A 25856-nucleotide genomic window follows, 5' to 3' on the forward strand; every position below is an offset into this window, starting at 1 on the left:
TACGCCTCGATCTACGACAGCTTCACCATCACGGTGCTGATGCAGCTCGAGGACCTGGGCTTCTGCAAGAAGGGCGACGGCGGCAGGTTCGTCGCCGATGGCAACCTGATCTCGGGCGTCGGCAAGCTGCCGTTCAACACCGACGGCGGCGGCCTGTGCAACAACCACCCCACCAACCGCGGCGGCATCACCAAGGTAATCGAGGCGGTGCGCCAGCTGCGCGGCGAGGCGCATCCGAAGGTGCAGGTGCAGAGCTGCGACTTGGCGATCGCCCACGGCACCGGGGGCTCGCTCGGCACCCGCCACGCCTCGGCGACGGTGATCATGGAACGGGAGGGCTGAGCATGCCCGAACAGCAGACGATGAGCCGGCCGATCCCCGCGCCCATGGTGTCCGTCGAGACCAAGCCCTTCTGGGACGCCGCCCGCGAGGGGCGCTTCCTGATCGGCCGGTGCCAGGACTGCGGCAAGGCCTACTGGTATCCGCGCAAGATGTGCCCGCACTGCCTCTCGGCCAATACAGTGCTGGAGGAGAGCCCGGGCGAAGGGGTCATCTACACCTACTCGGTCATGCACCGCTCGCCGACCGGCCCCTACGCCGTCGGCTATGTGACCCTCGACGAGGGCCCGGCGGTCCTGACCAATTTCGTCGACGTCGCCCCCGACGGCCTCAGTATCGGCCTGCGGGTGAAGGTGAAGTTCCAGCCGACCGAAGGCGGCCCGCCGGTCCCGGTGTTCGCGCCGATGCCGCGAGGGTAGAGCCCCCTGAGCGGGGGGATCTGGAAGTTGCGGCTATTCCCCGCCGCTCTTCGCCGCGCCGCCGGCTTCGGCCTGGTGCTTTTCCTCGGCCCGGGCTCCGGCGAGCATGCCGGTTAGCGCGTAGTTGCCCTCGTGGCAGGCGTATTCGTAGACCTGCCCCTTGGTCGTGCGCATCTCCACCTCGCCTGAGAACGGTGCGGCGTAGGTGTCGGGGTCGGAGACGGTGAATTGGTAGGAGAGCGAGTTCGGCCCGAGGCGGCGGAACTTCTCGATCACCTTCTGGTTGGGCGAGCCGCCCCGCAACCCCTGTTCGGGCCGCATGTTGGTGGTCTCCACGACCAGGGTGTCGCCTTCCCAGTGGCCGATGGAATCGCCCATCCAGAGCTTCACGCTGGACGGACCGTGCTCGGCGTTGAGGCGGATGTGGCGCACGTCGTGGACCATCTCCACGTCGATGGCGATCTCGTCCTTCGACTGCACGATCTGGTAGGTGTTGTTGTACATCAGCGGCAGCATCGGCGGCCCGGCCGAGGAGCCGAATGACAGCAGGCAACGCTCGCCCAGGCTGAAGCCTTCCGGATTGTCGGTGCGGCCCGCACGGCGCGCACCGCCGGTAGCGGCCACCCTCGGAGGCAATTGACCGTTGGCCGGCGAGGTGATGATCGAGGCGCGCTTCTCGCCATTGATGTCGATCAGCTTGGTGCCGGGATCCTTCCAGCCCTGATTGTAGCCGCAGTTGAAGCCCGAGATGCCGTCCGGGCCGCAGTCGGCGTTCTTAAGGTCCTTCACCGTGGCCTCCGGCGGGGTCGGCGCATCGGCCCGGGCGATCTGATCGCGGGTGGCCTGTTCGAGGGCGTCGGCCTCGGCCTTGGTCAGGACGTTGCGCACGCCGAGCTTCGGGTCGCGGGTCAGCGGCGTGATGGTGGCCGTCGTGTAGGTGCCCTGCAGGTCGGGCTGGCCCCAGCCGTTCTTGGGCGCGTGGTAGGTCGACGAGATCTGGGCCACTGCGGCGGGCGCAGCCAGGGAGAGGACCAGCGAAATCGCGGTCAGGGATCGGATCGGGAAATGAGCAGCCATGGGAAACATCCTCCGGCCGACTCTTGATGGTCGGCGCTGCCTAGAGAATAGACCTGCGCCGTCAGATGGGAAGGGCCTCGGCGACCAGGCGGTCGATCAGCGCATCGGCCTCGCGTGGCCGGCGCAGGCGGTGCTTCTGGATATGTGCGAGCGCTGGGTCGGCGAAAATCCGCTCATAGGACGTGCGGCGGTAGTGAAAGGTGTCCCAGGCCCAGCGGATCGGGTGCTCCTTGTCCAGCCAGTTGCGGACATCCTCGCGGTTGCCGGTGCCCTCCCAGAGCTCGTCGCCGGCGATGGCGCGGGCTGCCGAGCGGCGGATCACCCGGGTCATGATGATCGGCCGCTCATAGTCCAGCCAGATCAGATGGGTGGCGCGCGCCAGGAAGAGGTCGCGGACCACCGAATAGTTGCCGCAGGCGGTCCAGGCCTCCGCGGCGATGGCCTTCCGGACCCGGGCGGCGAGCTTTTCCGGATCGGTCTGGCTTAGGTTCGTCCAGTTGGGATCCCAGTTCAGGGCGTCCTGCTCGATGTGCGATGCGCCGATGCGCTGGGCTAACCGTCTGGCGAAGGTCGACTTGCCCGACCCCGTCGAGCCCATGACCAGGACGCGCATGACCGACTCACGCCGGTTCGTCTTCGCCGAGCACGATGCCGAATTCGGCCAGCATCTCGTCGGTGTGCTCGCCCAGCCTGGGCGGATGGCGGCGGATGTTGGCGGGCGAGCCGGTGAATTTCACAGGGGGCTTCAGCTGCTTGTAGCTGCCGATGTCGGGGTGCTCGTACTGCTCGAAGAAGCCTACTGCGGCGAGGTGCGGGTCGTCCTCCAGCTCGTCCAGCCGATTGGTCCGTACGACGGGAATTGATAGCGGCTTCAGCAGCGCCAGCCATTCGGCGGTGGTCTTGGTCCCGGTGACGGTCTCCACCAGGCCATAGAGTTCGTGGGTGTGCTTGGCGCGTGCGGCGTAGTCGGCGAAGCGCGGGTCCTTGGCCAGGCTGTCGCCCCATCCGGCGACCTCGAAGAACTGGTCCCACTGCCTGTCGGTATAGGGCAGAAGGCCGATGTAGCCGTCCGCCGTCCTGAAGGGCTTGCGGTGGGGGTTGACCACCCGGGGATAGCCCCATTGCCCCAGCGACGGCTCGAAGGCGTGGTCATAGAGATGCTCGACCAGCAGGAAGCTGGTGACGCATTCCAGCATCGGCACTTCGACGAACTGGCCCTGGCCGGTGCGCGCCCTGTGCAGCAGGGCCGCGGTCACCGCCTGGGCCATGAACAGGCCCGAAACCTTGTCGGCCACCAGCGTCGGCAGGATGCGCGGGGTGTCGTTGCCGTCGGTGCGCGGCAGGACGTCCGCCAGGCCGGACGCCGACTGGATCAGGTCGTCGTAGGCGGGCTCGCCGGCATAGGGGCCGTCCGAGCCGTAGCCGGCGGCGTGGACATAGACGATGTCCGGCTTGATCGCCTTGACGTCCTCATAGGCCAGCCCTAGCCGCTTCAACCCCTCGTAGCGGACCGAGGCGGCGAAGACGTCGGCGCTCTCGATCAGCTTGCAGAGCGCGCGCTGCGCCTTCGGGTCCTTCAGGTCCAGCACCACCGAGCGCTTGTTACGGTTGATGGTCAGGAAGATCGGGCCCATGTCGCGCGGCGCGCCCTCCGGCACGTGGCCCGGATAGCGCATGATGTCGCCGCCGCCGCCGCGTCGGCCGCCCGGATCCTCGATCTTGATCACGTCGGCGCCCTGGTCGGCGAGGATCTGGGTGGCGTAGGCGCCGTTGACCACGCTGGTCAGGTCGATGATCCGCACGCCGCTCAAGGGGCCTGTCGCCTTCGTCGCCAACTGCTTCGTCTTGGCCAAGGTGGGCCTCCCTTCCACGCCCCCGCCGGGGTCTTATGGTCCATCATCGCCGGACCCGCTGCGCGCGACTAGCAGAACTGCGCCCTTGGCGCCGAGCGTCTCGCATGGCGGAATAGATTTCCACATATGTGGAAGCGCAGTGCGAGGCTCGACGATTGACCGCATCCGCCATCAAGTCGGCCCGTCGCGTCTTCGAGGTGCTGGAACGGTTCGACGCCGCCCGCCGCCCGATGGCGCTGAAGGAGATCGCCGATGCCTTGGCCTATCCGACCTCCAGCGCCCAGGCGTTGCTGAAGAGCCTGGTGGTGCTGGGTTACCTCGAATACGACCGGCCAAGCCGGACCTACCTGCCGACCATGCGCATCGCCGCGGTGGGGCGCTGGGTGGCGGAGGACCTGTTCGGCGCGGCCGATGTCCTGCCGATGATGCGGCGCTTACGCGACGCTACCGGCGAGACCATCATCCTGGGCGCGCGCAGCGACCTCTTCGCCCACTACCTGCATGTGGTGCGCGGCGACGATCAACCGGTGGCCTATGCGCCGGCGCCGGGTTCGGTGCGGCCCCTGGGTCGCTGCGGTATCGGACGCCTGCTGCTGAGCGCGCTGGGCGACGCGGAGATCGACCTGCTAGTCCGGCGGATCAACATCGCTGAGCCCGCCGCGCGGCTCGACCTGCCCGACCTGATGGCCGACATCGCTGCGATCCGCCACCAGCGCCACGTCTTCTCGCGCCACCTGTTCGCCGATGGGACTGGCATGATCGCCGTCCTGGCGCCGGGCGCGCCAAACGGTCGGCGGCTGGCGCTGGGGATCGGCGGGCCGGTGGCGCGGCTTGAGGCGCGCTACGACGAACATCTGGCGAGCCTGCAGGCCGCCGTCGGCCACCTGGCCTGAGACAAGCAAGGATAAGACGAGGGACGCCATGGAATTCGAACTCGCCGAAGAGCACCGGATGCTCAAGGACCTGGTGGCCAACTTCGTCCGCGACGAGCTAATGCCGCTGGAGGCCGCCACCCTCGCCCGCGAGGCCGACGGCAAGGGCCTGGGCATCGGGCCGGACGAGCACGCCCGGCTGGACAAGGTCGCCCACGAGCTCGGTCTCTTCGGCCTGGACGCCCCGGAGGACGTCGGCGGCTCCGACCTGCCGATGACCGCCATGGTCGGCGTCGAGGAAGAGATCGGCCGCTGTGTCACGCCCTACACGCTTCCGCCGGACAGCCCGAACCTGCGCATGCTGATGCAGACGGTGGATGAGCGGCAACGCGCCGCCTACCTCGCGCCCTATGTCGCCGGGAAGACCGTCTCGGCCATCGGAATCTCCGAGCCGGGCGCTGGCTCCGACCCCGCCGGCATGACCACGCGGGCTGTGAGAGACGGAGACGATTGGGTTATCAACGGCCGGAAAATCTGGATTTCTCGAGCGGCCGACGCCGATTTCACCATCTTGATGGCGGTGACCGACCAGGAGAAGCGGGCCCGCGGCGGCATTTCCGCCTTCCTCGTCGACAAGGGCACGAAGGGCTTCAACGTCCTGCGCCGCATCCCGATGATCGGTGGCGCCTACACCTACGAGATCGCGCTTGAGGATTGCAGGGTCGAGGGCTGGAAGCTGCTCGGGACGGAGGGTCAGGGCTTTGCGCCCATGCAGACCCGGCTCGGCACCCGGCGCATCCAGATGGCGGCCTGGTCAGTGGGCATGGCTCAGCGGGCCCTGGACATGGTCATCGAATACGCGCCGCAGCGGAAGACCTTCGGCCTGCCGCTCAGCGAACGCCAGGCGGTGCAGTTCTGGGTGGCGGAGGCGGCGACCAAGATCCACGCCACGCGGCTGATGACCTACGACTGCGCCTGGAAGCTCGACCAGGGCCGCGATGTCCGCAACGAGATCTCGATGATCAAATGGTACGCCACCGAGATGGCCTATGAGACGGTCGACCGGGCCATGCAGGCGTTCGGGGCCATGGGCATGACCAAGGAGCTGCCGCTCAGCCTGATGCAGGCAAAGCTTCGCACCATGCGCATCTATGACGGCCCCACCGAAGTCCATAAGTGGGTGGTGGCGAGGAATCTATTGGGGACACGACGCTGATGCAGGGCAAGTTCGGAGATCACATCACGGTTCAGATCGACGGCCACGTGGCGGTCGTGACCCTGGACAAGCCGCCGAACAACCACGTCAGCGTCGACTTCATGCGCGACCTGGCTGACGCGCTGGACGCCATCGATGGCGAGGTGGCCTTGCGTTGTTCGGTGCTGCAGGCCGAGGGCAAGAACTTCTGCGCCGGAGCCGACCTGGTCCGCAGCGAAAGCGCCGGCGGGCTGGGTTCGGTGAACCCCCTCTACGACCAGGCGGTCAGGCTGTTCTCGGCAAAGAAGCCCATCGTGGCCGCCGTCCAGGGCGCCGCCATCGGCGCGGGCCTGGGCCTGGCGGTGATGGCCGACTTCCGGATCGCCTCGCCCGACGCGCGGTTCGCCGCCAATTTCGTGAAGCTGGGCTTCCATCCTGGATTCGGCCTGACCCACACCCTGCCGCGCCTCGTCGGTCCGACCAAGGCCGAGCTGATGTGCCTGACCGGTCGTCGGGTGAAGGCCGAGGATGGCCTGGCCTGGGGCCTGGTGGACGAGGTCGTGCCGCTCGAGGAGCTGCGCGCCGCGGCCCTGCGCCTGGCCCAGGAGATCGCCGAGAACGCGCCGCTCGCCCTGATCGCCACACGCAAGACATTGCGCGGGGACTTGGCGGCCGCCGTCCGCGCCCAGACCGGCGTCGAGGCCGCCGAGCAGGGCGTACTGCGCGACACCGAGGACTACAAGGAAGGCGTCCGCTCCGTCGCGGAACGGCGGGTGGGCGTCTTCTTGGGGCGCTAGCCGCGCTCGAACCGCTCGCCGGCCACGCGCTCGCACTCGTCGGCCAGTTCCTTGAACAGCAGGCTGAGGATGATCAGGGCGCGGCCCTCGACGTCGGCGGCCTCGGCGCCCGGCAGCCATTCGACCTGCATGTCGAAGGCCACTTCCGGCGCCATGGCGTTCTTGCCGAGCACGCTGACGATGGCCAAGCCGGCTTCGCCCGGCCGGGCGTCGGCGGTGATCTCCCAGCGGAGCTGCTCGTTGGTCTGGGCCACGCGATCGACCTTCAGACGGGCGCCAGCGCGCGGGCCTCGCGGGCGAGCGCGGTGATCCGGCCCCAGTCGCCGGCCTTCACGGCCTCGGCGGGCGCGACCCAGCTGCCGCCGACGCAGACGACGTTGGGCAGCGCCAGGTAGTCGGCTGCATTCCTGGCGCTGACCCCGCCGGTGGGACAGAAGCGCGCCTGCTGGAACGGACTGGCGAAGGCTTTCAGGGCGTCGACGCCGCCGGCGATGTTGGCCGGGAACAGCTTGAAGCAGGTGAAGCCGGCCGCGATGCCGGCGATCAATTCGGTGGCCGTGGCGACGCCCGGCAGCAGCGGCGCAGGGCCGCCCGCGGTCTCGCCATCGATCAGGCCGGGACTCACACAGAACTTCGCGCCCACCGCGGCGACCGCCTTGCGCATGGCGGGGCTGATCACCGTGCCGGCGCCGACGACCGCGCCCTCGATCTCGCCGGCCATCCGTTCGATGCAGTCCAGCGCCACGGGCGTACGCAGGGTGATCTCCAGCACCGGCAGGCCGCCGGCGACCAGGGCGCGGCCGAGCGGCACGGCGTCCTCGATATCGTCGATGATCAGGACCGGGATGACCGGCGAGAGTCCCAGGATCTCGTCGAGGGTCATAGACGCTCCATCATCCCCAGTTCGCGGGCGGCGCCGATGATCGCAGGGTAGGGATGCACCACCAGCGAGGTCGGAATCTGGCGCATATAGGCCCCGAGCCGACCCTTGTCCTCGAACCTCGCGCGGAAGTCGCCGGCGGCCAGGCGCTCGGCCATGCGCGGGGCGATGCCGCCGGAGATGAACACCCCGCCGCGGGCGCCGAAGCTCAAGGCCAGGTCGCCGGCCACTGAGCCCAGGATGCCGCAGAACCGGTCGAGGGTTTCGGCCGCGAGCGCGTCGCCCCTGCCGGCGGCCTCATAGACCGCCTTCTCGTTCTCCAGGGTGGCTTCGGTCTGCCGAAGGCCGGCCAGAACGCCGTAGAGCTCGAAGAGACCGCGGCCGGACAGAATGCGCTCAATTGAGACGCGCCCGTGTACGGCGCGGAACTGGCTCCAGATCTCCACCTCCACGTCGTCGGAGGGCGCGAAGGCGGCGTGGCCGCCCTCGGTGGCGACGGCCATGTCGCCGCGCTCGCTGCGCGCCAGGCCAGCGACGCCGAAGCCGGTGCCGGCCCCCAGCACGACCATGGGTGCGTCGACGGCTCCGCGGATCGCCGGGCCCAGCGGCTTCAAGGCGTCGGCGCCCAGCATCGGGCAGGCCAGCGCCTGGGCGGCGAAGTCGTTGATCAGGCGCACGGCCTCGAACTCGAACTGCGCCAGGAGCTCGCCCTCGGAGACCTGCCAGGAAAGGTTGGTGAACTCGATCTCGCCGTCCAGCACCGGCCCAGCCACCGCGATCGCCGCTCTGGGGGGTCGCTTGGACCCCATGGTCCGTTCCAGGTAGTCGGCGATGATGTCGTTGAGACTGGCGAATTTCGCCGCCGGGTAGATGTGCAGGTTGCGCACCCGGCCTTCGCCGTCGATCAGCGCGAAACGCGCATTGGTCCCGCCGACGTCGCCGACCAGGCCCGCGTAGTAGGGCTTCATCAGGCGGCCTCGAACAGGCTGCAGGCGCCGGTGTCGGCGGTGGAGGCGGCGCGGCGCATCATGCCGAACAGCTCGCGGCCATAGCCGGGGCCCGATGGCGGGCAGGCGGCGCGCGGGCGGGCCCTCAATTCGTGTTCGTCCACCTTGATCTCCAGAGTCCCTTTCAGCGCATCGACGCGGATCACGTCGCCGTTGCGGACATAGGCCAGGGCGCCGCCGTCGGCGGCCTCCGGCGTCACGTGGATCGCCGCCGGAACCTTGCCCGAGGCGCCCGACATCCGCCCGTCGGTGACCAAGGCCACCTTGAAGCCCTTGTCCAGCAGGACGCCGAGCGGGGGCGTCAGATTGTGCAGTTCCGGCATGCCGTTGGCGCGCGGCCCCTGGAAGCGGACCACCGCGATGAAGTCCCTGTTGAGTTCCCCGCGATGGTAGGCGGCCTGCAGCGCGTCCTGGTCCTCGAACACGATGGCCGGCGCCTCGACCGTCAGGTCCTGCGCCTTCACCGCCGAGGTCTTCATCACCGCGCGGCCCAGGGCCCCGTTCAGCAGGCGAAGGCCGCCTTGGGCGTGGAAGGGGTTGTCGACCGGTCGCAGGATGTCGGCGTTCAGCGAGGCCGCCGGGCCCTCGCGCCAGGTGAGCTTGCCGTCCTCCAGGAAGGGCTCAGTCTGATAGCGGCGCAGACCCGGCCCGGCCACGGTCATGACGTCGTCGTGGGCGAGACCGGCGTCCAGCAACTGGCGCACCACGAATGCCATGCCGCCGGCCGCCTGAAAGGCGTTCACGTCCTCTGTCCCGTTGGGATAGACCCTCGCCAGGAGTGGAGTGACGCGGGAGAGGTCGTCGAAATCCTCCCAGGTCAGCTGCACGCCGGCGGCTCGGCCCATGGCGATCAAATGCAGGGTGTGGTTGGTCGACCCGCCGGTGGCGAGCAGTCCGGCCAGCGCGTTCACCAGGCTTTTCTCGTCCACGACCTGGCCCATCGGCGCATAGGCGTTGGTCCCGTCGCGGATCTCGACGGCCCGACGGGACGCCGCGGCGACCAGGGCGTCGCGCAGGGGCGTGTTGGGATGCACGAAGGCCGACCCCGGCAGGTGCAGGCCCATCATCTCCATCATCATCTGGTTGGAGTTGGCGGTGCCGTAGAAGGTGCAGGTGCCGGGGCCGTGGTAGGAGGCCATCTCGCTGTCGAGCAACTCCTCGCGGGTCGCCTGGCCCTGGGCGTAGAGCGCGCGGACCTTGGCCTTCTGGCCGTTGGAAATGCCCGATGTCATCGGTCCGGCAGGCACGAAGATCACGGGCAGGTGGCCGAACGCCAGCGCCCCGATGGTCAGGCCGGGCACGATCTTGTCGCAGACGCCGAGCAGCAGGGCCGCGTCGAAGGCGTCATGGGTCAGGGCGACGGCGGTGGCCATGGCGATCACGTCGCGGGAGAACAGCGACAGCTCCATGCCCGGACGGCCCTGGGTGACGCCGTCGCACATGGCGGGCACGCCCCCGGCGAACTGCGCGGCGGCGCCCATCTCGCGGGCGGCGGCCTTGATGATCGCTGGGAACCGCTCCAGCGGCTGGTGGGCCGAGAGCATGTCGTTGTAGGCGCTGACGATGCCGATGTTGGGCGCGGTCGGATCGCGCAGGGTCTTCTTGTCGGCGTCGCTCTCGGCGGCGAAGGCGTGGGCCCAGTTGGCGCAGGAGAGCTTCGCCCGGCCGGTCCCGGCCGCGCGCGCGGTCTCGACGCCGGCGAGGTAGCCGGCGCGGGTCTCGCGGCTGCGCTCGATGATCCGTTCGGTGACTTCCGCCGTGACCGGATGCATGGACTGTCCTTCGTCTAGTTCGGCGTCCAGAATATCCTGACCGGGACATGGTCCTGGTTAAGGATCGCTGCGATCGGCTCGTCGCCGCCGGTGAGGGCGCTCTCGACCACCTGCCGCTTAGCCTCACCGGCGATCAAGAGGAAGATGGCGCGGCTTTGTAACAACGCGGACAAGGTGAGCGTGATCCGCGCCACCGGCGGTGATCCGAAGCCTTCCGGCGACTCCGCGGTCAGCGCCGCGCCCTTGGGGTCCATGGCCAGGGCGATCACCGGGCTGCCGGGGATCAGCGAGGCGATATGGCCGTCCTCGCCCATGCCGAGCATCACCGCATCGAACGGCATGAGCCGCCTCAGGGCCGGCTCGGCGTAGTCGGTGAGCGGCAGGTACTGGGCCGCGGCCGCTTCGCCGACGAACAGCCGCTCGCGCAACAGGCGGCCGTTGGAGTTGGGCGAATCCGTATCGACGTGCCGCTCGTCGGACAGGGTAACGGCCACATGCGCCCAGTCGATGGGTGTGCGCGCCAGGCGGTCGTAGACCGGACCCGGCGAGCGGCCGCCGGTGCCGACCAGGCTGGCGTGGCCGCGCGCGGCGAGGGCCTCGGAAAGCGTCGCTGTGACCGCGGCTGCGGCGGCGTCGGCGAGTTCGTCTGAATCTGGAAAGATTTCGAGCATTTGCCCGCTCATAGCGCAGTGGACGACAGAGGGCTCCGCAGGATCGACCGGAGGCCAAGAAAAACGCCGTCATCCGGGAACCAACGGGCGCGTTGAACATAGACATTCTGTGCGGGGGCGCGATGGCGCGCGCCCGGACGTCGGCCGCAGCCCCCAGTGCACAGAGCCCGCCATGAAGATCGCCCAGGTGACCCCGCTCTATGAAGCCGTCCCGCCGCGCCTCTATGGCGGGACCGAGCGTGTGGTCGCCCATCTCACCGACGCTCTGGTGGAGCTGGGACACGACGTCACCCTGTTCGCCAGCGCCGATGCGGTGACCAAGGCGCGATTGGCGCCGGTTCGCGACCAGGCGATCCGGCTGGATCCGGCGCCGCTGAAGTCGGACCTCGCCGCCCACCTGTCGCTGCTGGCCGAGGTGCGCCGCCGCGCCGACGAGTTCGACGTGATCCACTTCCACACCGACCTGATCCAGTTCCCATTCTTCGAGACCTGGGCTGGCCGCACGGTGACCACCCTGCATGGCCGGCTCGACCTGAAGGACCTGCCCGGCGTCTACCAGCGCTGGCCGCGTTTCCCCCTGGTCTCGATCAGCGACAGCCAGCGCAAGCCCCTGCCGTTCGCCAACTGGGCGGCGACGGTGCAGCACGGCGTGCGGGCCGATATCTACCGCTTCCATCCGGCAGGCGAGGGCTACCTGGCGTTCCTCGGCCGCATCTCGCCGGAGAAGCGGCCGGACCGGGCGATCGCCATCGCCATCGCCACTGGGCGGCGGCTGAAGATCGCCGCCAAGGTCGATGCGGCGGACAGCGCCTATTTCGAGGAGCAGATCGAGCCCCTGCTCGTCCATCCGCTGATCGAGTTCATCGGCGAAATCGGCGACGGCGGAAAGTCGGCCTTCCTCGGCGGGGCCGACGCCCTGCTCTTCCCCATCGACTGGCCCGAGCCCTTCGGCCTGGTGATGATCGAGGCGATGGCCTGCGGGACGCCGGTGATCGCCTATGACTGCGGCTCGGTGCCGGAGGTGGTCGAAGACGGGCTGACCGGTTTCATCGTGCGCACCGACGCTGACGCCATCGCCGCCGTCGGCCGGCTGCCCGAGTTGGACCGCCACGCCATCCGCCTGCGCTTCGAGCAACGTTTCTCGGCCACGGCCATGGCGCGCCGCTACCTCGACCTCTATGCCCGGCTGGGGGAGTCCCGCGAGGCGGACGTAGGCCTCGCCGCCGAATGAGGTAGCGGATGGACGACCTGCAGCCGGCGCCGGAGGCCAAGACGGCCTCTCTCGGCGAAACCAGCGAACCGCGCGTCCCGCATCAGCTCTACGCGCTGAAGGACAGCGACATCTTCCTGGTGGCCGACAGCCTGGGCGATATCCTGGGGCTGGGCGACGGTCTGTTCCACAACGACACCCGCATCCTGTCGCGCTTCACCCTGTCGTTGGGAACGGAACGTCCATCCCTGCTGTCGGCGGCGCTCGGCCAGGACAACGTCTATTTCACTTCGCACAGCACCAATCAGCATCTGCCGGTGTCCGGCGGGCCCGTGGCGCCGCCGGGCGTCCTGCACATCTCGCGCAAGCGGTATCTTTGGGGCCAACGGCTTTTCGAGCGGATCTCGATGGTCAACTACAGCCGCGATGAGGTGATCCTCCCGCTGGTGATCGAGTTCGATGCCGACTTCCGGGACATGTTCGAGGTGCGCGGGCTGAAGAGGGCCAAGCGCGGCTACAAGCACCCCGCCGAGTTCGATGGCCGTTCGGTCTCCGTGCGCTACACCGGCCTCGACGGCATCGACCGGACCAGCGTCATCAGTTTCTCCGACCCGCCCTTCCGCCTCAGCGAGCATCGCGCGGAGTTCATGTACCCCCTGGCGCCGGAGTCGCACCTTGAGCTCTACGTGGAGGTGGGGCTGGAGCCGGGCCCGACGCCGACCCGCGAGCGGTTCCGCAAACACGCGGCCCTGGCGCGGTTCTCCATGCGCGCCCGGCGGCGGCACGGAGCGAGGCTGCGCAGTTCCGGGCGGCTGTTCTCCGACTGGATGGCCAAGTCGCGGTCTGACCTGGCGCTCCTGACCACCGAGCTGACGACCGGACCCTACCCTTACGCGGGCATCCCGTGGTTCTCGACCACCTTCGGACGGGACGCGATCATCACCGCCTGGCAGGTGCTGTGGCTCGACCCGTCGCTGGCCAAGGGGGTCTTGGCCTACTTGGCCTCGCGCCAGGCCACGGAGGTCTCGGCCTTCCGCGATTCCGCGCCGGGCAAGATCATGCACGAGGCCCGGCTCGGCGAGATGGCTGAGCTCGGGGAGGTGCCTTTCGGCTGCTATTACGGCGGCGTCGACACCACGCCGCTGTTCGTGGCCCTGGCGGGCGCCTACGCCGATCGAACCGGCGATTTCGAGTTCATCGACGCCATCTGGCCGCACCTCGAGGCGGCCATGGGCTGGATCGAGCACTACGGAGACACCGACGGCGATGGCCTGATCGACTACGCTCGCGGCCGGGACTCAGGCCTTGCCAACCAAGGCTGGAAGGACAGCCAGGACTCGGTCTTCCATTCCGACGGCCGCTTCGCCACCGGCCCCATCGCGCTTGTCGAAGTGCAGGGCTACGCCTTCGCCGCCTACCAGGCGATGGCCAGGTTGGCCGCCCTGCGGGCCGAGCCGCAGATGTCGGCCGTCTGGTCCGCCCGCGCCGAGCGCATCCGCACGGCGGTGGAGGCGCGGTTCTGGATGGAGGACAAGGGCTTCTACGCCATCGCCATCGACGGCTCGGGCGAGCCCTGCAAGGTGCTGGCGTCAAACCCGGGCCACCTGCTGTTCGCCAAGCTGGTCTCGCCGGAACGGGCCGCGCGGGTCGGCCGCCACCTGCTGTCGCGCGACTTCGCACCGGGCTGGGGCGTGCGGACCCTGGCCACGGGGGAGGCGCGGTTCAATCCGATGAGCTACCACAACGGCTCGGTCTGGCCGCACGACACCGCGCTCTGCGCCATGGGCCTGTCGCACTATGGCGAGCGCACGGGCGTGGTGGCCCTGATGGCGGCGCTCTTCGAGACCGCGGTCAATTTCGAGATGCGCCTGCCGGAGCTGTTCTGCGGCTTCCCGCGCCTCGCCGGCGAGCCGCCGGTGGCTTATCCCGTCGCCTGTCTGCCGCAGGCCTGGGCCGCGGGGTCGGTGTTCATGATGCTGCAGGCCTGTCTGGGCCTGGAGATCACCCGCAAAGCGATCACCGTCACCGATCCGCGCCTGCCCATCGGCATCGACCGGCTGTGGATCGACGGCCTGCAGGTGGGCGAGGACCTGGTCGATCTGGCGATCGAGCGCCACGGCAATCGCATCCTGGTCGAGGCCAGCGACCGCCGCCGCCTGATCGTCCGCTAGCGCGGGAAGGGTGCGTGGGCGATGCGCAGGATGTTCGCCGCGCCCGGCGATCCCATCGGAAAGCCTGCGAGGATCAGGATGCGCTGGCCGGGGCCGGCGAGCCCCGTCTGCACCGCCATCTCTATGGCCACCCGCGCCAGCTCTTCCGGGTCGGAGGGTTCCGGCACCACGCGCGGCTCGACCCCCCAGATCAGCGCCGCACGCCGGGCGGTGTCGAGGCTGGGCGTCAGGGCCAGCGTCGCCTGCAGAGGGCGCTCGCGGGCGAGCCTCAGCGCCGTCTGACCGGTGGTGGTGAAGGCCACCAGGCAGGCCGTGGACGCGGCCTCCGCGGCCTTTCGGGCGGCGGCCACCAGGGCGTCGGCGTCGGCGTCCTCCACCGGATATTCCGCCCGCATCAGCTCCGGCCAGCGCGCGTCGCGCTCCACCCGGGTGATGATCCGGTCCATGATCGCCACCGCCTCGACCGGATAGTCGCCCGCCGCGCTTTCGGCGGAAAGCATCAGAGCGTCGGCGCCTTCATAGACCGCGCCGGCCACGTCGGAGGCCTCGGCGCGGGTGGGCGTCGGCGAGTGGATCATGCTCTCCAGCATCTGGGTCGCCACGACAACCGGGATGCCCCGCAGGCGCGCCGCGCGGACCAGCTGCTTCTGGACGACAGGGACCTCTTCCGGGGCCATTTCGACGCCAAGGTCGCCGCGCGCGACCATGATCGCCTGAGAGAGGTCGAGGATCTCGTCCAGCGCCTCCAAGGCGGAGGGCTTCTCGATCTTGGCCAGCACCTTGGCGCGGCCCTGCACGATGCTGCGCAGCTCGGCCATGTCGGAGGCCCGCTGCACGAAGGAGAGCGCCACCCAGTCGACGCCCTCGCCCAGCGCAAATGCTAGGTCCGTGCGGTCCTTTTCGGTCAGCGCCGGGATCGGGATGGCCAGGCCCGGCAGGTTCAGGCCCTTGTGGTCGGAGAGTTGATCGCCCGCCTCCACCACCGTCTCGGCGAAATTGGGTCCATGCTCGACCACCCTCAAGCGCACCTTGCCGTCGTCGAGCAGCACCGAGGCGCCCTTGCGCAGGGCCGCGAACACCTCCGGATGCGGCACGCCGATCCGCGCGGCGTCGCCCGGCGTGGCGCGAAGGTCGAGGCGAAGATGGTCGCCGCGCTTGATCCGGATGGCGCCGTGGGCGAATTCGCCCAGGCGGATCTTCGGGCCCTGCAGGTCGGCCAGCACCGCCAGCGGGCGGCCGACGACGGCCTCGGCCTCGCGCACCGAGGCGATGGTGGCGGCGTGATCGGCATGGATTCCATGGCTGAAATTGACCCGGAAGACATCGGCGCCGGCCATCGCCAATTCGCGCACCTTGTCGACGCCGCGGCTGGCCGGACCCAGGGTCGCGACGATTCTGGCTCTGCGCGCTCGGATCATGGGTTGAGGCTTAGGCTTGCGGAGCCAAGCTGATCAAGGCGCGTTAATAGCCAAGGTGGGCGAAAAGAGTCGGGACCCCGACATGAGGCCGCAACGCGTGGGGGAAGCCGCTTGAGTCAAAACCTGGAGCTCTTCCCAATCGGCAATTGCGCGGCCAGCGCGCTGATCGACCAGAAGGGCCGCTTCGTCTGGGCCTGTGCGCCCAGGGTCGACGGCGATCCGTTCTTCTCCGCCCTGCTGGGCGGCGCCGATCTGGACGCCGGTGAGGACGCCCACGGCCTTTGGTCCGTGGAGGTGGAAAACTGCGCGGCGACAGCCCAGGCCTACCGGCGCAACACCCCGATCCTGGTGACCGAGATCACCGACTCTACGGGCGGCAAGCTGGAGATCATCGACTTCTGCCCGCGCTACCGGCAGTTCGGCCGCCAATACCGGCCTCTGGCCTTCGTGCGCCTGATCCGTCCGGTCGAGGGCACGCCGCGCATCCGCATCAAGCTGCGACCGATGGTGAATTATGGACAGGCCCCGGCCGTCACCACCAACGGGTCCAACCACATCCGCTATGTGGGCGGCGAGACCACCCTGCGCATGACCACCGACGGGCCGATCAGCCATGTGCTGGATGAGCGGCTGTTCCGGCTGGAGGAGCCGATCGCGCTGTTCCTCGGCCCCGACGAGGGCTTTCCGGATGACATAACCACCACCACCTTGCGCATGCTGCGCGAGACCACCGACTACTGGCGCCGCTGGGTGCGCACCCTGTCCGTGCCACTGGAGTGGCAGGAGGCGGTGATCCGGGCGGCGATCACGCTGAAGCTCTGCGCGCACGAGGACACCGGCGCCATCGTGGCGGCGCTGACCACCTCGATCCCCGAGCATGCGGTCGAGCCGGGCGAGGTCGCCCGTAACTGGGACTACCGGTACTGCTGGCTGCGCGACGCCTATTACGTGGTCCAGGCGCTGAACCGGCTCGGCGCGGCGGACATCCTGGAGAACTACTTGGTCTACCTGCGCAACCTCGTGGACCAGGTGGCGGCGGGCGGACGCGTGCAGCCGGTCTATGGGGTGGGACTTGAGCCGGTGCTGACCGAACGGGTGGCGCCGGACCTAAACGGCTACCGCGGCATGGGGCCTGTGCGCGTCGGCAACCAGGCCCACGAGCACATGCAGTACGACGTTTTCGGTCAGATCGTGCTCTCGACTGTGCAGGCCTTCTTCGACGAGCGCCTGCTCAGGCCCGCCGCGGTGGAGGACTTCAAGGCCCTGGAGTGGGTCGGCGACCGCGCCTTCGAACTGCACGACCAGCCTGACGCCAGCCTCTGGGAGTTCCGCGGCCGGGAGGCGGTGCACACCTATTCCTCGGTGATGTGCTGGGCGGCTTGCGACCGGCTGGGCAACGCCGCCCGCCGCCTCGGTCTCGCCGACCGCGCCGAGTTCTGGAACGGCCGCGCCGCCCAGATCCGCGCCACCATCGAGCGCGAAGCCTGGAACGAGAGCCTCGGCCGCTTCGCCTCGACCTTCGGCGGCGACGAGCTGGACGCAAGCCTGCTGCAGCTGGTCGACGTGCGGTTCATCGCACCGGACGACCCGCGCATGCTGGCCACCATGGAGGCGGTGGAAAAGGGCCTGCGGCGAGGCGAATTCATGCTGCGCTACGCCTTGCCGGACGACTTCGGCGAGCCCAAGACCGCCTTCAACTTCTGCACCTTCTGGCTGATCGAGGCGCTGCACCTCTCCGGCCGCACCGACGAAGCCCGCCAGCTCTTCGAAGAGATGCTCAGCCGGCGCACCAAGGCCGGCCTGCTCTCGGAAGACATCACCTTCGACGGCAAGGAACTGTGGGGGAACTATCCGCAGACCTATTCCCTGGTCGGGCTGATCAACTGCGCGACCCTGCTGTCGCGGCCCTGGTCGAGCGTGAGGTAGCGGCGCAGCGGCGCGCAATTTCAGTCAGGACGATTTTCCTGGGCACTGTCGAGGCTGCGATGGAGCGTCCTGGCCTGCGCGCGGCCGGAGCTTTGCCTTGTCCAGGCCCGCCGAGGCGCCGCGGCGGATTGGCAGATAAGCCGCCGGAGCGGTCCAAATCGTGATATGATAATATCTGGACGCATTGAGATATGCCCAGGGACGGGCTTAACGCGATCCTTCGATACTAGCGCCGGGAATGGCTTTCGCTTCGCGAGTCTCCGGCGGGCGCTTGGGGCCTCAATGGCCAACGATTCACCGGTTCTTCCAGCCGTCACCCACAGCCTTGCGCTGGCGCTGGTGGCGACATCGGACGCGCCGATCCTGCTGCTTGACGGAGCCCTCACGGTGATCGCCGCGAGCGACTCCTTTTCGCGGGCCTTCAAGATCGATCCCACGCACTTGACCGGTGTCTCGCTGTTCGCGATGGGATCGGGCGAATGGGACGTGCCGCAACTGCGCTCGCTCTTGAAGGCGACGCTGTCCGGCGCTGCCGATATCGACGCCTATGAGATGGATTTGGACCGCCACGGACGCGCCACCCGCCGGCTGGTGATCACCGCCCACATGCTGGACTACGGCGATCCGGGGAACATCCGCCTGCTGCTGGCGGTGTCCGACGTCACCGACGCGCGCCTCGCCGAGCGCCTGAAGGATGACCTGCTGCGCGAAAAGGCGATCCTGTTCCAGGAGTTGCAGCACCGCGTCGCCAACAGCCTGCAGATCATCGCCAGCGTCCTGATGCAGAGCGCGCGCCGCGTGCCGTCGCCGGAGACCAAGAGCTACCTTTTCGACGCCCACAGCCGGGTCATGTCGGTGGCGGCGCTGCAGCATCAGCTGGCGGCTTCCAATGTCGGCGACGTCGAGCTGCGCCGCTATTTCACGGAGTTGTGCGGGAGCATCGCCGCTTCGATGATCCACGACCACAAGAAGCTGACGCTGGAGGTGCGGGCCGACGAGGGCGTTGCGACGCCGGAAGTGTCGGTCAGCCTGGGCCTTGTGGTGACCGAACTGGTGATCAATGCGCTGAAACACGCCTTCCCTGATGGCCGGGGCGGGCACATCGTCGTGGGCTACAAGGTGGCCGGCGGGGGGTGGACCCTGTCCGTGGCCGATGACGGCGTGGGCATGCCGCCCGGGGGCGCGGAGCCGGCCAAGGCGGGGCTCGGCACCAGCATCGTCCAAGCCCTGGCCAAGCAGCTCGGCGCGGTGGTCGAAGTCCGCGGGACTGACCCCGGGACCAATATCTCCGTGGCCCACGCGGCGACCTCCAGAGCCAATAAGGCCCCAGCCTTGCCAGTAGCCGTCTAGATGCGCGGCGGGATTGCCTCATGAGCCTTTTCTCCTGGCTGCCCTCCGGCGCGAGCGAGGCCGACGTCCGCTCTGAAGTCTGGAAACTCGGTGTCCGCCATGCCGGCGAGCCCCTGGCCGGGGCGCTGGCCGAGCTGAAGGCCGGCGGCCTTTCCAGCGAGCGCGCGCAACTGCTGCAGGCCTGCGTGCGCAAGCTGAAGAGGACGCGACCGGCCTAGCTCACCGTCATCCGCAGCCGTGGTTCTCGGCCGCCTGCACAGGGCCGATGGTCGCCGGCTTGGCGAAGGCGATGAGGTGAACGGAATAGCCGCCGGTGTCGCATTCGATCGTGGCCAGCAACCGATCGACGACGATCGTGGCATGGCCGGTCACGTGGCCGAGTTTGCCGTTGAGCAGCGCCGCGCGGATTCGGGCTGACACGAACTTGCGGCCGAAGGGCTTCGGATTGTCGATGTAGATGCGTATGTCGCGGTCATGCGCCTTCCAGTGCGGAAGCCGCCTGGCCAGGGTCTCGTCCGGGACGATGTACAGAGCAAGGTCGCGCTCCGTCAGCGGCGCGTCGCACCCCAGGTTGCAGCCATAGGCAAACGCGCCGGAGATCGTGAATCGGCCCGTGAAATGGGCGTCCAGATGCCTCCCGAGGCGCTGGAAGCGCGCCGGGCTGTCCGAGGGGACGATCAGCGCCTCGCTGTCAGACAGGGCGATCACCCGTTCGGCGCATACCCCTGGCGTGGCGCCTGACATAGCGAGGAGCCCGGTCAGGATCGAGGCCGCCAGCTTCATTCGAGCCTCCTGGCCGCCGGTCCCTAGTCGACCCAGGCGCGATCCGACCGTTCGATGAGCGCGAAGGCGCCGGACGGGCCCCAGCTGCCGGCCGCGTATGGCTTGGGCGCCATTCCGGCCTCGGCCCAGGCGTCGGCGACGCCGTCGACCCAGCGCCAGGCCTCTTCCACCTCGTCGCGGCGGACGAACAGGGTGTTGTCGCCGTGCATGACGTCGAGCAGCAGGCGCTCGTAGGCGATCCGGCGCCGCGAGCCCGGGCCTTCATAGGCGCGCAGCAGGCTGAGCGAGAGCGGCATGGACTGCAAGCGCATGCCGCCGTGGCTGATCCCCGGCGACTTGTTCATCAGGGTCAGCGCGATGTCCTCGTCCGGCTGCAGGTCGATGACCAGGCGGTTGGCGACCAGATCGTGCTTTGCGCCGTCGCCGAAGATCGAATGTGGCACCGGTTTGAACTGGATGACGATCTGGGTGCGCCGCTCGGGCAGCCGCTTTCCCGTCCGCAGGAAGAAGGGCACGCCCGCCCAGCGCCAGTTGTCGATATCTGCGCGCAGCGCCACGAAGGTCTCGGTGCTGGTGGGCTGGCCGCGCTCGGTTTCGTAGCCGGGCGCCTCTTTGCCGCCGACGACGCCCTTGGTGTACTGGCCGCGGACCGAGGCGTTCTGGGCGTCGGCGCGGGTGAAACGGCGCAAGGACCGCAGCACCTTGACCTTCTCGTTGCGCACCGAGCGCGGGTCCATGTCGGCCGGCGGCTCCATGGCCACGAAGCAGAGCAGTTGCAGCATGTGGTTCTGCAGCATGTCCCTGAGCGCGCCGTATTCGTCGTAATAGGGCCAGCGGTCGCCGACGCCTTCCGTCTCGGCCACCGTGATCTGCACGTGGTCGATAGTCAGGTTGTTCCAGAGCGGTTCGAACAGCGTATTGGCGAATCGAAGGGCGATCAGGTTCTGCACCGTCTCCTTGCCCAGGTAGTGGTCGATGCGGAAGATCCGCTCCTCGGCGAAGACCGAACCCACCGCCTCATTGACCTGGCGCGAGCTCTCCAGGTCGCGGCCGATCGGTTTTTCCAGCACGATCCGCGTATCGTCGGTGGCCAGTCCCGATCCCGACAGCGCCCCGCAGACCTTCGCGTAGAGGCTGGGCGAGATGGCCAGGAAGAACATCGGGCTCTGGCGGCCCTCCAGATGCGGCTTCAGTTCGGCCACGCCCTCGGCGCTGGTCGCGTCACAGGCCACGTAGTCCAGGCGCCCGGAGAACCGCTTCCAGACCGCGTCGTCGACGGGTTCCGGCCGGGCCTTGAGGATGTCGCGCACCTGCTCGACGAAATCGTCGCGGCTGTACTGGCCGCGGGCGGTGGCCAGGATCTTGAAGCCCACCGGCAGGAGCCCATCGGCGTCCAGGAAGTAGAGTGACGGCAAGAGCATGCGCCGCGACAGGTCGCCGGTCGCGCCGAACAGCACCAGCGCATCGGACAGCGGCGTCTCAGCCTGCGGCGTCTTGGCCATCGGGCGTCATCTCCAGGTCGGTTCAAGCGGACAGCGCATAGCGGCGACTGCTGTACGGAACGTCAAGGCCGCCAAGGGTTTCCCGCGCTCTCCAGCGGATCGAACCCGACGATTGTGCGTTGCGTCCGGTAGCTGGGGCGTGTGTCGAGATGTCTGTTCAAACCCTCACCACCGGACTGCCTGCGCCGAAACCGCTTAAACTGGGCGAGACGGCGCTGTTCCTGGACCTCGACGGGACCCTGGCGCCGATCGCTGCGCGGCCGCAGGATGTGGGCCCCGATCCGCGCCGCACCAGCCTACTGGAACGCCTGGCTCAGACCCTGGACGGGCGGCTGGCGGTGATCAGCGGCCGCACGCTCGAGGACGTCGACCGTATCCTGGAAGGTTGCGTCATCGCTGTGGCCGCCGTGCATGGCCTGGTGCGCCGCGATCCCGATGGCCAGGTGTTCGCCAGCCAGCCACATCCAGCCCTGGCCCATGCGACCCAGGCCCTGCGCGCCTTCGCGCAGCGCGACTGCGGCATGATCGTCGAGGAGAAGGCTGGGCTGTCCGTGGCCCTGCACTTCCGGCTCGCGCGAAATCAGGCGGACCCGGCCCGCGCATGCGCCCGGCGCCTCGCGGTTGAAACGGGACTCAGCCTGCAGGATGGCGACATGGTCGCCGAGTTGCGAACGCCGGGCGCCAGCAAGGGCGACAGCGTGCGCGACTTCATGGCCATGCCGTCCTTCGCCGGGGCGCGGCCGGTGTTCGTCGGCGACGACGTCACCGATGAGGACGGTTTCGAGGCCGCACAGGCGCTGGGCGGGGTCGGCGTCGTGGTGGGCGCCCCGCGCACCACAGCCGCGCGCTTCCGGCTGGCTGACGTCGACGCCGCCCTGGCCTGGCTGGAGGGCGCATCGTGAGCCGCCTGATCGTCGTCTCCAATCGGGTGAACCCGCCGGGTGGCGCCGGCGAAGAGACCGTCGGCGGCCTGGCCATGGCGCTGGCCGCGGCGCTTCGGGAATATTCCGGCCTGTGGTTCGGCTGGAGCGGCCAGACCACCGAGGCCTTCGACGGCAAGCTCTCCATGCAGACCGTCGATGGGGTCACCGCCGCCGTCGTCGACCTCGAGGAGATCGACCTCGAGGAATACTACAACGGCTACGCCAACAAGACGCTGTGGCCCCTGTTCCACTACCGTACGGACCTGGCGGCCTATGACCGGGTCTACGGCGAAGGCTACAGCCGGGTGAACAAGCGGTTCGCCGAAACCCTGGCCCCGCTGATCCAGCCGGATGACCTGATCTGGGTGCACGACTACCACCTGATCCCGCTCGGCCGCGAACTGCGCGCGCTGGGGATCAGGAACCGGATCGGCTTCTTCCTGCACGTGCCCTGGCCGGCGCACCAGGTATTCACCACGCTTCCGGGCCACGGCAAGCTCGTACAGGCGATGTTCGACTACGATCTGGTGGGGTTCCAGACCGCTGAATATTGCCAGGCCTTCGAGGAATATGTGCTGTCCGAGGGAGGCGGCTCTCAGCCGCAGCCCGGGCGGCTGAAGGCCTATGGCCGCTCGCTCAAGGTCGGCGCCTTCCCCATCGGCCTCGACGCCGCCGAATTTGCCCAGATGCTGAAGAGTTCGCGCGCGCGGCGCATGCGCGACCTGATGAGCGCCGCCACCGTTTTCCGTCATCTGGTGGTGGGCGTCGACCGGCTCGACTACTCGAAGGGACTGGAGGAGCGGTTCCTCGGCTTCGAACGCTACCTGGTCGACAATCCCGACATGCGCCGCGAGGTGCTGATGCTGCAGATCGCCCCGGTCAGCCGCGAGAGCGTCGAAGCCTACCAAGAGATCCGCGGCCGGCTCGATGCGTTGTCAGGCCGGATCAACGGCGAGTTCTCGGACGTGGACTGGAACCCGTTCCGCTATGTGAACAAGAACTACCGCCGCGACGAACTGGCGGGCATCTATGGCGCAGCGCGGGTGGGCCTGGTGACCCCGCTCCGCGACGGCATGAACCTTGTGGCCAAGGAGTTCGTCGCCGCGCAGAACCCGGAGGATCCCGGCGTGCTGATCCTGTCGCGCTTCGCCGGCGCCGCGCGGCAGATGGGCGAGGCCCTGCTGGTCAATCCCAACAGCCCCGAGGAGATCGCCGACGCGCTCAAGCGGGCGATCAACATGGACAAGGCCGAACGCATCCGCCGGTGGAGCGCGCTGTTCGAAAACGTCGAGCGCGAGGACGTCACCGCCTGGCGCGACGCCTTCGTAGGCGCCCTGGCCGGCGTGAAGGCGCCGCAGGCCGCGCTCGCCAGCTGAGGAGTCCCGGGGGATGGTCGCCAAGGCCGACGCCAAGACCAAGCTCGCCCGCTACCGGTCGATGCGTGACTTCTCGAAGACCGCGGAGCCTAGCGGCGAGGATGCGGTCAAGCCTTCCGAACGCCGCCGCTTCGTGATCCAAAAGCACGACGCCACCCGCCTGCATTACGACTTCCGCCTGGAACTCGACGGGACCTTCAAGTCGTGGGCGGTGACCAAGGGCCCGTCGATGGATCCGCATGATCGCCGGCTGGCCGTCGAGGTGGAGGATCACCCGCTGGACTACGGCGATTTCGAGGGGACAATCCCCAAGGGGCAGTACGGCGGCGGCACGGTGATGCTGTGGGACCGCGGCTACTGGGCGCCAGAGCCCGGGACCGATCCGCACGAAGGACTGAAGTCCGGCGACCTGAAGATCGTCATGGAGGGCGAGCGGCTGAAAGGCGGCTTCGTGCTGGTGCGCATGAAGCGCCGGCCCAAGGAGCGCCACGACAACTGGCTCTTGATCAAGCATCACGACGGCTGGGCGCTGGAAGGCCACGGCGACGCCCTGGTGGAGGACGAGACCACCTCTGTCGCCTCCGGCCGGACGATGGGCGAGATCGCCGAGGGCAAGGGCAAGGGGCCCAAGCGGTTCATGACAGGCAATGCCCGCGCAGCGGCGAAGCGGGTCTGGCAATCCAAGGGCGGTCAGGCCGAGACCGCCGCCCTGCTGCGCGCCAAGGCGCCGCCAAGCGTGAAGGCGCCGGCCAAGCCGAAGGCCGCGGCCTTGCCGGTGTTCGTGGCGCCGCAACTGGCCCGCTCCGTCGATCGGCCGCCGCAGGGCGCCGGCTGGGGCCACGAGATCAAGTTCGATGGCTATCGCCTGCAACTGCGCGTCGATGGCGGCCTCGCCACGCTGAAGACCCGCGCGGGCCTCGATTGGACGGGAAAATTCAAGGAGATCGGTCGCAATGGCGAGGCACTGCCCGATTGCCTGATCGACGGCGAAGCCTGCGCCCTCGACGCGACCGGCGCGCCGGACTTCGCGGCCCTGCAGGCGGCGCTCTCGGACGGCAAGACCGACGACTTGATTTTCTTCGCCTTCGACCTCCTGTTCGCCGAGGGTCAGGACCTGCGGAACCTGCCCTTGCGCGATCGAAAGGACCGCCTGAAGGCCCTGCTGGCGGCGGCGTCAGGGACCGACCCATCAAGAATAGGCGTCCGGATCCGTTACGTCGATCATTTCGAGATCGCCGGCGACGCCGTGCTGCAATCGGCCTGCCGCATGTCGCTGGAAGGGATCGTGTCGAAGCGGCTCGACGCGCCCTACCGGTCGGGACGCGAGGACAGTTGGCTGAAGTCCAAATGCCGCGCCGGCCACGAGGTGGTGATCGGCGGCTGGACCGGAGAGGCCGGGCAACTGCGCTCCCTGCTGGTCGGCGTGAACCGGGACGACAAGCTGGTCTATGTCGGCCGGGTCGGTACGGGTTTCGGCCGCGACAAGGTGGTCCGCGTCCTGCCGCGTCTCGCCAAGCTTGAGGCCAAGTCGAGCCCATTCTCCGGCGTCGGAGCGCCGCGCAAAGAGGCCAATGTCCACTGGGCGAAGCCGGATCTGGTCGCCGAGATCGAGTTCGCGGGCTTCACCGGATCCGGCATGGTCCGCCAGGCGGCGTTCAAGGCCTTGCGCGAGGACAAGCCCGCCGGCGAGGTGGTGGCCGAAAAGCCCGCGCCGGTGGAAAGCGCAACGCTTGCGAAGCCCGCGCCGAGGGCCAAGGCTGCGCCGGTGAAGAAGCCTGGCCCTCCCATCGTCATGGGCGTGACCCTCAGCCATCCGGACAAGGCCCTGTGGCCCGACGGCGGCGACGGCGCGTCGGTGACCAAGCTCGATCTCGCACAGTATCTGGAAGCCGTCGGCCCCTGGATGATGCCGCACATCAAGGGCCGGCCCTGTTCGATCATCCGCACGCCCGACGGCATCGACGGCGAACAGCATTTCTTCCAGCGCCACGTGGGCAAGGGCTCCTCCGCCCTGATCTCAGAGGTGAAGGTGTTCGGCGACCACAAGCCCTACCTGGAGATCGACCGCATCGAGGCCCTGGCGGCGCTCGCGCAATCCGGCGCCACGGAATTCCACCCCTGGAACTGCCAGCCGTTCCAGCCGGAAGTCCCCGGCCGCCTGGTGTTCGATCTCGACCCCGACGAGGCGATCCCATTCGAGCGGGTGGTCGAAGGCGCGCTGGCGGTGAAGGAACGGCTGGAGGCCCTGGGCCTCGTGGCCTTCTGCAAGACCACCGGCGGCAAGGGCCTGCACGTGGTCACGCCTCTGAAGGATG

23 protein-coding genes and 1 pseudogene are annotated in these 25856 nt (G+C 68.6%); 13 read left to right on the top strand and 11 right to left on the bottom strand.

The genetic code is table 11. The features are described from left to right. Together E8A12_RS00580 and E8A12_RS00585 are read left to right on the top strand one after the other, a co-directional pair. Positions 1-342: pseudogene (locus E8A12_RS00580) on the top strand (thiolase domain-containing protein); the annotation flags it as partial. Between the two features lie 2 nt (positions 343-344). Further along, on the top strand, positions 345-758 hold the full coding sequence (locus tag E8A12_RS00585) for a Zn-ribbon domain-containing OB-fold protein (RefSeq protein WP_293365809.1): 414 nt from the start codon (positions 345-347) through the stop codon (positions 756-758). Between the two features lie 33 nt (positions 759-791). Here the strand turns inward: E8A12_RS00585 and E8A12_RS00590 are convergent, their stop codons facing one another. From E8A12_RS00590 to E8A12_RS00600, 3 genes are all read right to left on the bottom strand, one after another. Continuing rightward, positions 792-1835: a hypothetical protein gene (locus E8A12_RS00590; RefSeq protein ID WP_293365810.1), complete on the bottom strand. Its 1044-nt coding sequence runs from the start codon at positions 1833-1835 to the stop codon at positions 792-794. A gap of 61 nt (positions 1836-1896) precedes the next feature. Continuing rightward, on the bottom strand, positions 1897-2448 hold the full coding sequence (locus E8A12_RS00595) for an AAA family ATPase (RefSeq protein ID WP_293365811.1): 552 nt from the start codon (positions 2446-2448) through the stop codon (positions 1897-1899). Between the two features lie 7 nt (positions 2449-2455). Then, positions 2456-3688, bottom strand: a complete 1233-nt coding sequence (locus tag E8A12_RS00600) for a CoA transferase (RefSeq protein WP_293365812.1) — start codon at positions 3686-3688, stop codon at positions 2456-2458. Between the two features lie 155 nt (positions 3689-3843). Between E8A12_RS00600 and E8A12_RS00605 the strand changes: the two genes are divergently transcribed. Genes E8A12_RS00605 through E8A12_RS00615 form a run of 3 tightly spaced genes read left to right on the top strand, consistent with a single transcriptional unit; the run spans position 3844 to position 6552 of the window. Further along, positions 3844-4581 carry a helix-turn-helix domain-containing protein gene (locus tag E8A12_RS00605; protein WP_293365813.1) on the top strand — a complete coding sequence of 246 codons (738 nt, stop codon included), beginning with the start codon at positions 3844-3846 and terminating at the stop codon, positions 4579-4581. A gap of 28 nt (positions 4582-4609) precedes the next feature. Continuing rightward, entirely contained in the window at positions 4610-5776 is a 1167-nt protein-coding gene (locus tag E8A12_RS00610; protein ID WP_293365814.1) for an acyl-CoA dehydrogenase family protein, read from the top strand. After that, positions 5776-6552 carry an enoyl-CoA hydratase/isomerase family protein gene (locus tag E8A12_RS00615; RefSeq protein WP_293365815.1) on the top strand — a complete coding sequence of 259 codons (777 nt, stop codon included), beginning with the start codon at positions 5776-5778 and terminating at the stop codon, positions 6550-6552. Before E8A12_RS00610 ends, E8A12_RS00615 begins: the two co-directional genes overlap by 1 nt. Here E8A12_RS00615 and E8A12_RS00620 read toward each other — a convergent pair. Genes E8A12_RS00620 through pgl form a run of 5 tightly spaced genes read right to left on the bottom strand, consistent with a single transcriptional unit; the run spans position 6549 to position 10882 of the window. Continuing rightward, positions 6549-6806, bottom strand: coding sequence for a hypothetical protein (locus tag E8A12_RS00620; protein ID WP_293365816.1), 258 nt, complete (start codon positions 6804-6806; stop codon positions 6549-6551). The two genes, E8A12_RS00615 and E8A12_RS00620, sit on opposite strands and share 4 nt — an antisense overlap. 11 nt (positions 6807-6817) lie before the next feature. Further along, the gene (eda, locus tag E8A12_RS00625; RefSeq protein WP_293365817.1) at positions 6818-7435 is read right to left on the bottom strand and encodes a bifunctional 4-hydroxy-2-oxoglutarate aldolase/2-dehydro-3-deoxy-phosphogluconate aldolase; all 618 of its coding nucleotides are present in this window, start codon (positions 7433-7435) and stop codon (positions 6818-6820) included. Further along, complete coding sequence (gene glk / locus E8A12_RS00630; protein WP_293365818.1) at positions 7432-8400, bottom strand: glucokinase; 969 nt, start codon at positions 8398-8400, stop codon at positions 7432-7434. Before glk ends, eda begins: the two co-directional genes overlap by 4 nt. Then, positions 8400-10211 carry a phosphogluconate dehydratase gene (edd, locus tag E8A12_RS00635; protein WP_293365819.1) on the bottom strand — a complete coding sequence of 604 codons (1812 nt, stop codon included), beginning with the start codon at positions 10209-10211 and terminating at the stop codon, positions 8400-8402. Before edd ends, glk begins: the two co-directional genes overlap by 1 nt. A 14-nt stretch (positions 10212-10225) precedes the next feature. Then, the gene (gene pgl / locus E8A12_RS00640) at positions 10226-10882 is read right to left on the bottom strand and encodes a 6-phosphogluconolactonase (RefSeq protein ID WP_293365820.1); all 657 of its coding nucleotides are present in this window, start codon (positions 10880-10882) and stop codon (positions 10226-10228) included. Positions 10883-11054: 172 nt separating this feature from the next. On the opposite strand from pgl, the gene E8A12_RS00645 reads away from it, so the two are divergent. Both E8A12_RS00645 and E8A12_RS00650 read left to right on the top strand, forming a co-directional pair. After that, a complete protein-coding gene (locus E8A12_RS00645; protein ID WP_293365821.1) occupies positions 11055-12113 on the top strand; it encodes a glycosyltransferase family 4 protein in 1059 nt (352 codons plus the stop codon). A gap of 8 nt (positions 12114-12121) precedes the next feature. After that, positions 12122-14263: an amylo-alpha-1,6-glucosidase gene (locus E8A12_RS00650; protein WP_293365822.1), complete on the top strand. Its 2142-nt coding sequence runs from the start codon at positions 12122-12124 to the stop codon at positions 14261-14263. On the opposite strand, the gene pyk is transcribed toward E8A12_RS00650, so the two are convergent. Continuing rightward, positions 14260-15681 (bottom strand): pyruvate kinase, encoded by a 1422-nt coding sequence (pyk, locus tag E8A12_RS00655; protein ID WP_293365823.1) that lies wholly within the window; start codon positions 15679-15681, stop codon positions 14260-14262. The two genes, E8A12_RS00650 and pyk, sit on opposite strands and share 4 nt — an antisense overlap. A gap of 111 nt (positions 15682-15792) precedes the next feature. Here pyk and E8A12_RS00660 point away from each other — a divergent pair, with 111 nt between their 5' ends. The 3 genes from E8A12_RS00660 to E8A12_RS00670 all read left to right on the top strand — a co-directional run bounded on the left by E8A12_RS00660 (position 15793) and on the right by E8A12_RS00670 (position 19175). Then, complete coding sequence (locus tag E8A12_RS00660) at positions 15793-17607, top strand: glycoside hydrolase family 15 protein (RefSeq protein WP_293365824.1); 1815 nt, start codon at positions 15793-15795, stop codon at positions 17605-17607. Between the two features lie 282 nt (positions 17608-17889). Then, the gene (locus E8A12_RS00665; protein ID WP_293365825.1) at positions 17890-18957 is read left to right on the top strand and encodes a sensor histidine kinase; all 1068 of its coding nucleotides are present in this window, start codon (positions 17890-17892) and stop codon (positions 18955-18957) included. A 20-nt stretch (positions 18958-18977) separates the two neighbouring features. Next, a complete protein-coding gene (locus tag E8A12_RS00670; RefSeq protein WP_293365826.1) occupies positions 18978-19175 on the top strand; it encodes a hypothetical protein in 198 nt (65 codons plus the stop codon). Between the two features lie 7 nt (positions 19176-19182). Here E8A12_RS00670 and E8A12_RS00675 read toward each other — a convergent pair whose 3' ends face one another. Further along, complete coding sequence (locus E8A12_RS00675) at positions 19183-19740, bottom strand: hypothetical protein (RefSeq protein WP_293365827.1); 558 nt, start codon at positions 19738-19740, stop codon at positions 19183-19185. Positions 19741-19763: 23 nt separating this feature from the next. Then, positions 19764-21242: a glucose-6-phosphate dehydrogenase gene (gene zwf, locus E8A12_RS00680; protein WP_293365828.1), complete on the bottom strand. Its 1479-nt coding sequence runs from the start codon at positions 21240-21242 to the stop codon at positions 19764-19766. A 149-nt stretch (positions 21243-21391) separates the two neighbouring features. Between zwf and otsB the strand changes: the two genes are divergently transcribed. The 3 genes from otsB to ligD all read left to right on the top strand — a co-directional run. Beyond that, a complete protein-coding gene (gene otsB / locus E8A12_RS00685; RefSeq protein ID WP_293365829.1) occupies positions 21392-22144 on the top strand; it encodes a trehalose-phosphatase in 753 nt (250 codons plus the stop codon). Continuing rightward, a complete protein-coding gene (locus tag E8A12_RS00690) occupies positions 22141-23541 on the top strand; it encodes a trehalose-6-phosphate synthase (RefSeq protein WP_293365830.1) in 1401 nt (466 codons plus the stop codon). The genes otsB and E8A12_RS00690 overlap by 4 nt, the downstream gene beginning before the upstream one ends. Positions 23542-23554: 13 nt before the next feature. Further along, on the top strand, positions 23555-25856 hold a 2302-nt coding region (gene ligD / locus E8A12_RS00695), incomplete at its 3' end, for a DNA ligase D (RefSeq protein ID WP_293365831.1).

The sequence above is a fragment of the Phenylobacterium sp. genome (genome assembly GCF_004799395.1).
Taxonomy (GTDB): domain Bacteria; phylum Pseudomonadota; class Alphaproteobacteria; order Caulobacterales; family Caulobacteraceae; genus Phenylobacterium.

What these genes read in the sequence shown, in the direction of transcription:
- E8A12_RS00650 (WP_293365822.1), top strand. Translation starts at nt 12,122, where the DNA reads ATGGACGACCTGCAGCCGGCGCCGGAGGCCAAGACGGCCTCTCTCGGC.
- E8A12_RS00645 (WP_293365821.1), top strand. Translation starts at nt 11,055, where the DNA reads ATGAAGATCGCCCAGGTGACCCCGCTCTATGAAGCCGTCCCGCCGCGC.
- glk (WP_293365818.1), bottom strand. Translation starts at nt 8,400, where the DNA reads ATGAAGCCCTACTACGCGGGCCTGGTCGGCGACGTCGGCGGGACCAAT.
- pyk (WP_293365823.1), bottom strand. Translation starts at nt 15,681, where the DNA reads ATGATCCGAGCGCGCAGAGCCAGAATCGTCGCGACCCTGGGTCCGGCC.
- E8A12_RS00670 (WP_293365826.1), top strand. Translation starts at nt 18,978, where the DNA reads ATGAGCCTTTTCTCCTGGCTGCCCTCCGGCGCGAGCGAGGCCGACGTC.
- eda (WP_293365817.1), bottom strand. Translation starts at nt 7,435, where the DNA reads ATGACCCTCGACGAGATCCTGGGACTCTCGCCGGTCATCCCGGTCCTG.
- E8A12_RS00610 (WP_293365814.1), top strand. Translation starts at nt 4,610, where the DNA reads ATGGAATTCGAACTCGCCGAAGAGCACCGGATGCTCAAGGACCTGGTG.
- edd (WP_293365819.1), bottom strand. Translation starts at nt 10,211, where the DNA reads ATGCATCCGGTCACGGCGGAAGTCACCGAACGGATCATCGAGCGCAGC.
- E8A12_RS00590 (WP_293365810.1), bottom strand. Translation starts at nt 1,835, where the DNA reads ATGGCTGCTCATTTCCCGATCCGATCCCTGACCGCGATTTCGCTGGTC.
- E8A12_RS00615 (WP_293365815.1), top strand. Translation starts at nt 5,776, where the DNA reads ATGCAGGGCAAGTTCGGAGATCACATCACGGTTCAGATCGACGGCCAC.
- E8A12_RS00665 (WP_293365825.1), top strand. Translation starts at nt 17,890, where the DNA reads ATGGCCAACGATTCACCGGTTCTTCCAGCCGTCACCCACAGCCTTGCG.
- E8A12_RS00585 (WP_293365809.1), top strand. Translation starts at nt 345, where the DNA reads ATGCCCGAACAGCAGACGATGAGCCGGCCGATCCCCGCGCCCATGGTG.
- E8A12_RS00675 (WP_293365827.1), bottom strand. Translation starts at nt 19,740, where the DNA reads ATGAAGCTGGCGGCCTCGATCCTGACCGGGCTCCTCGCTATGTCAGGC.
- E8A12_RS00595 (WP_293365811.1), bottom strand. Translation starts at nt 2,448, where the DNA reads ATGCGCGTCCTGGTCATGGGCTCGACGGGGTCGGGCAAGTCGACCTTC.
- pgl (WP_293365820.1), bottom strand. Translation starts at nt 10,882, where the DNA reads ATGCTCGAAATCTTTCCAGATTCAGACGAACTCGCCGACGCCGCCGCA.
- otsB (WP_293365829.1), top strand. Translation starts at nt 21,392, where the DNA reads ATGTCTGTTCAAACCCTCACCACCGGACTGCCTGCGCCGAAACCGCTT.
- zwf (WP_293365828.1), bottom strand. Translation starts at nt 21,242, where the DNA reads ATGGCCAAGACGCCGCAGGCTGAGACGCCGCTGTCCGATGCGCTGGTG.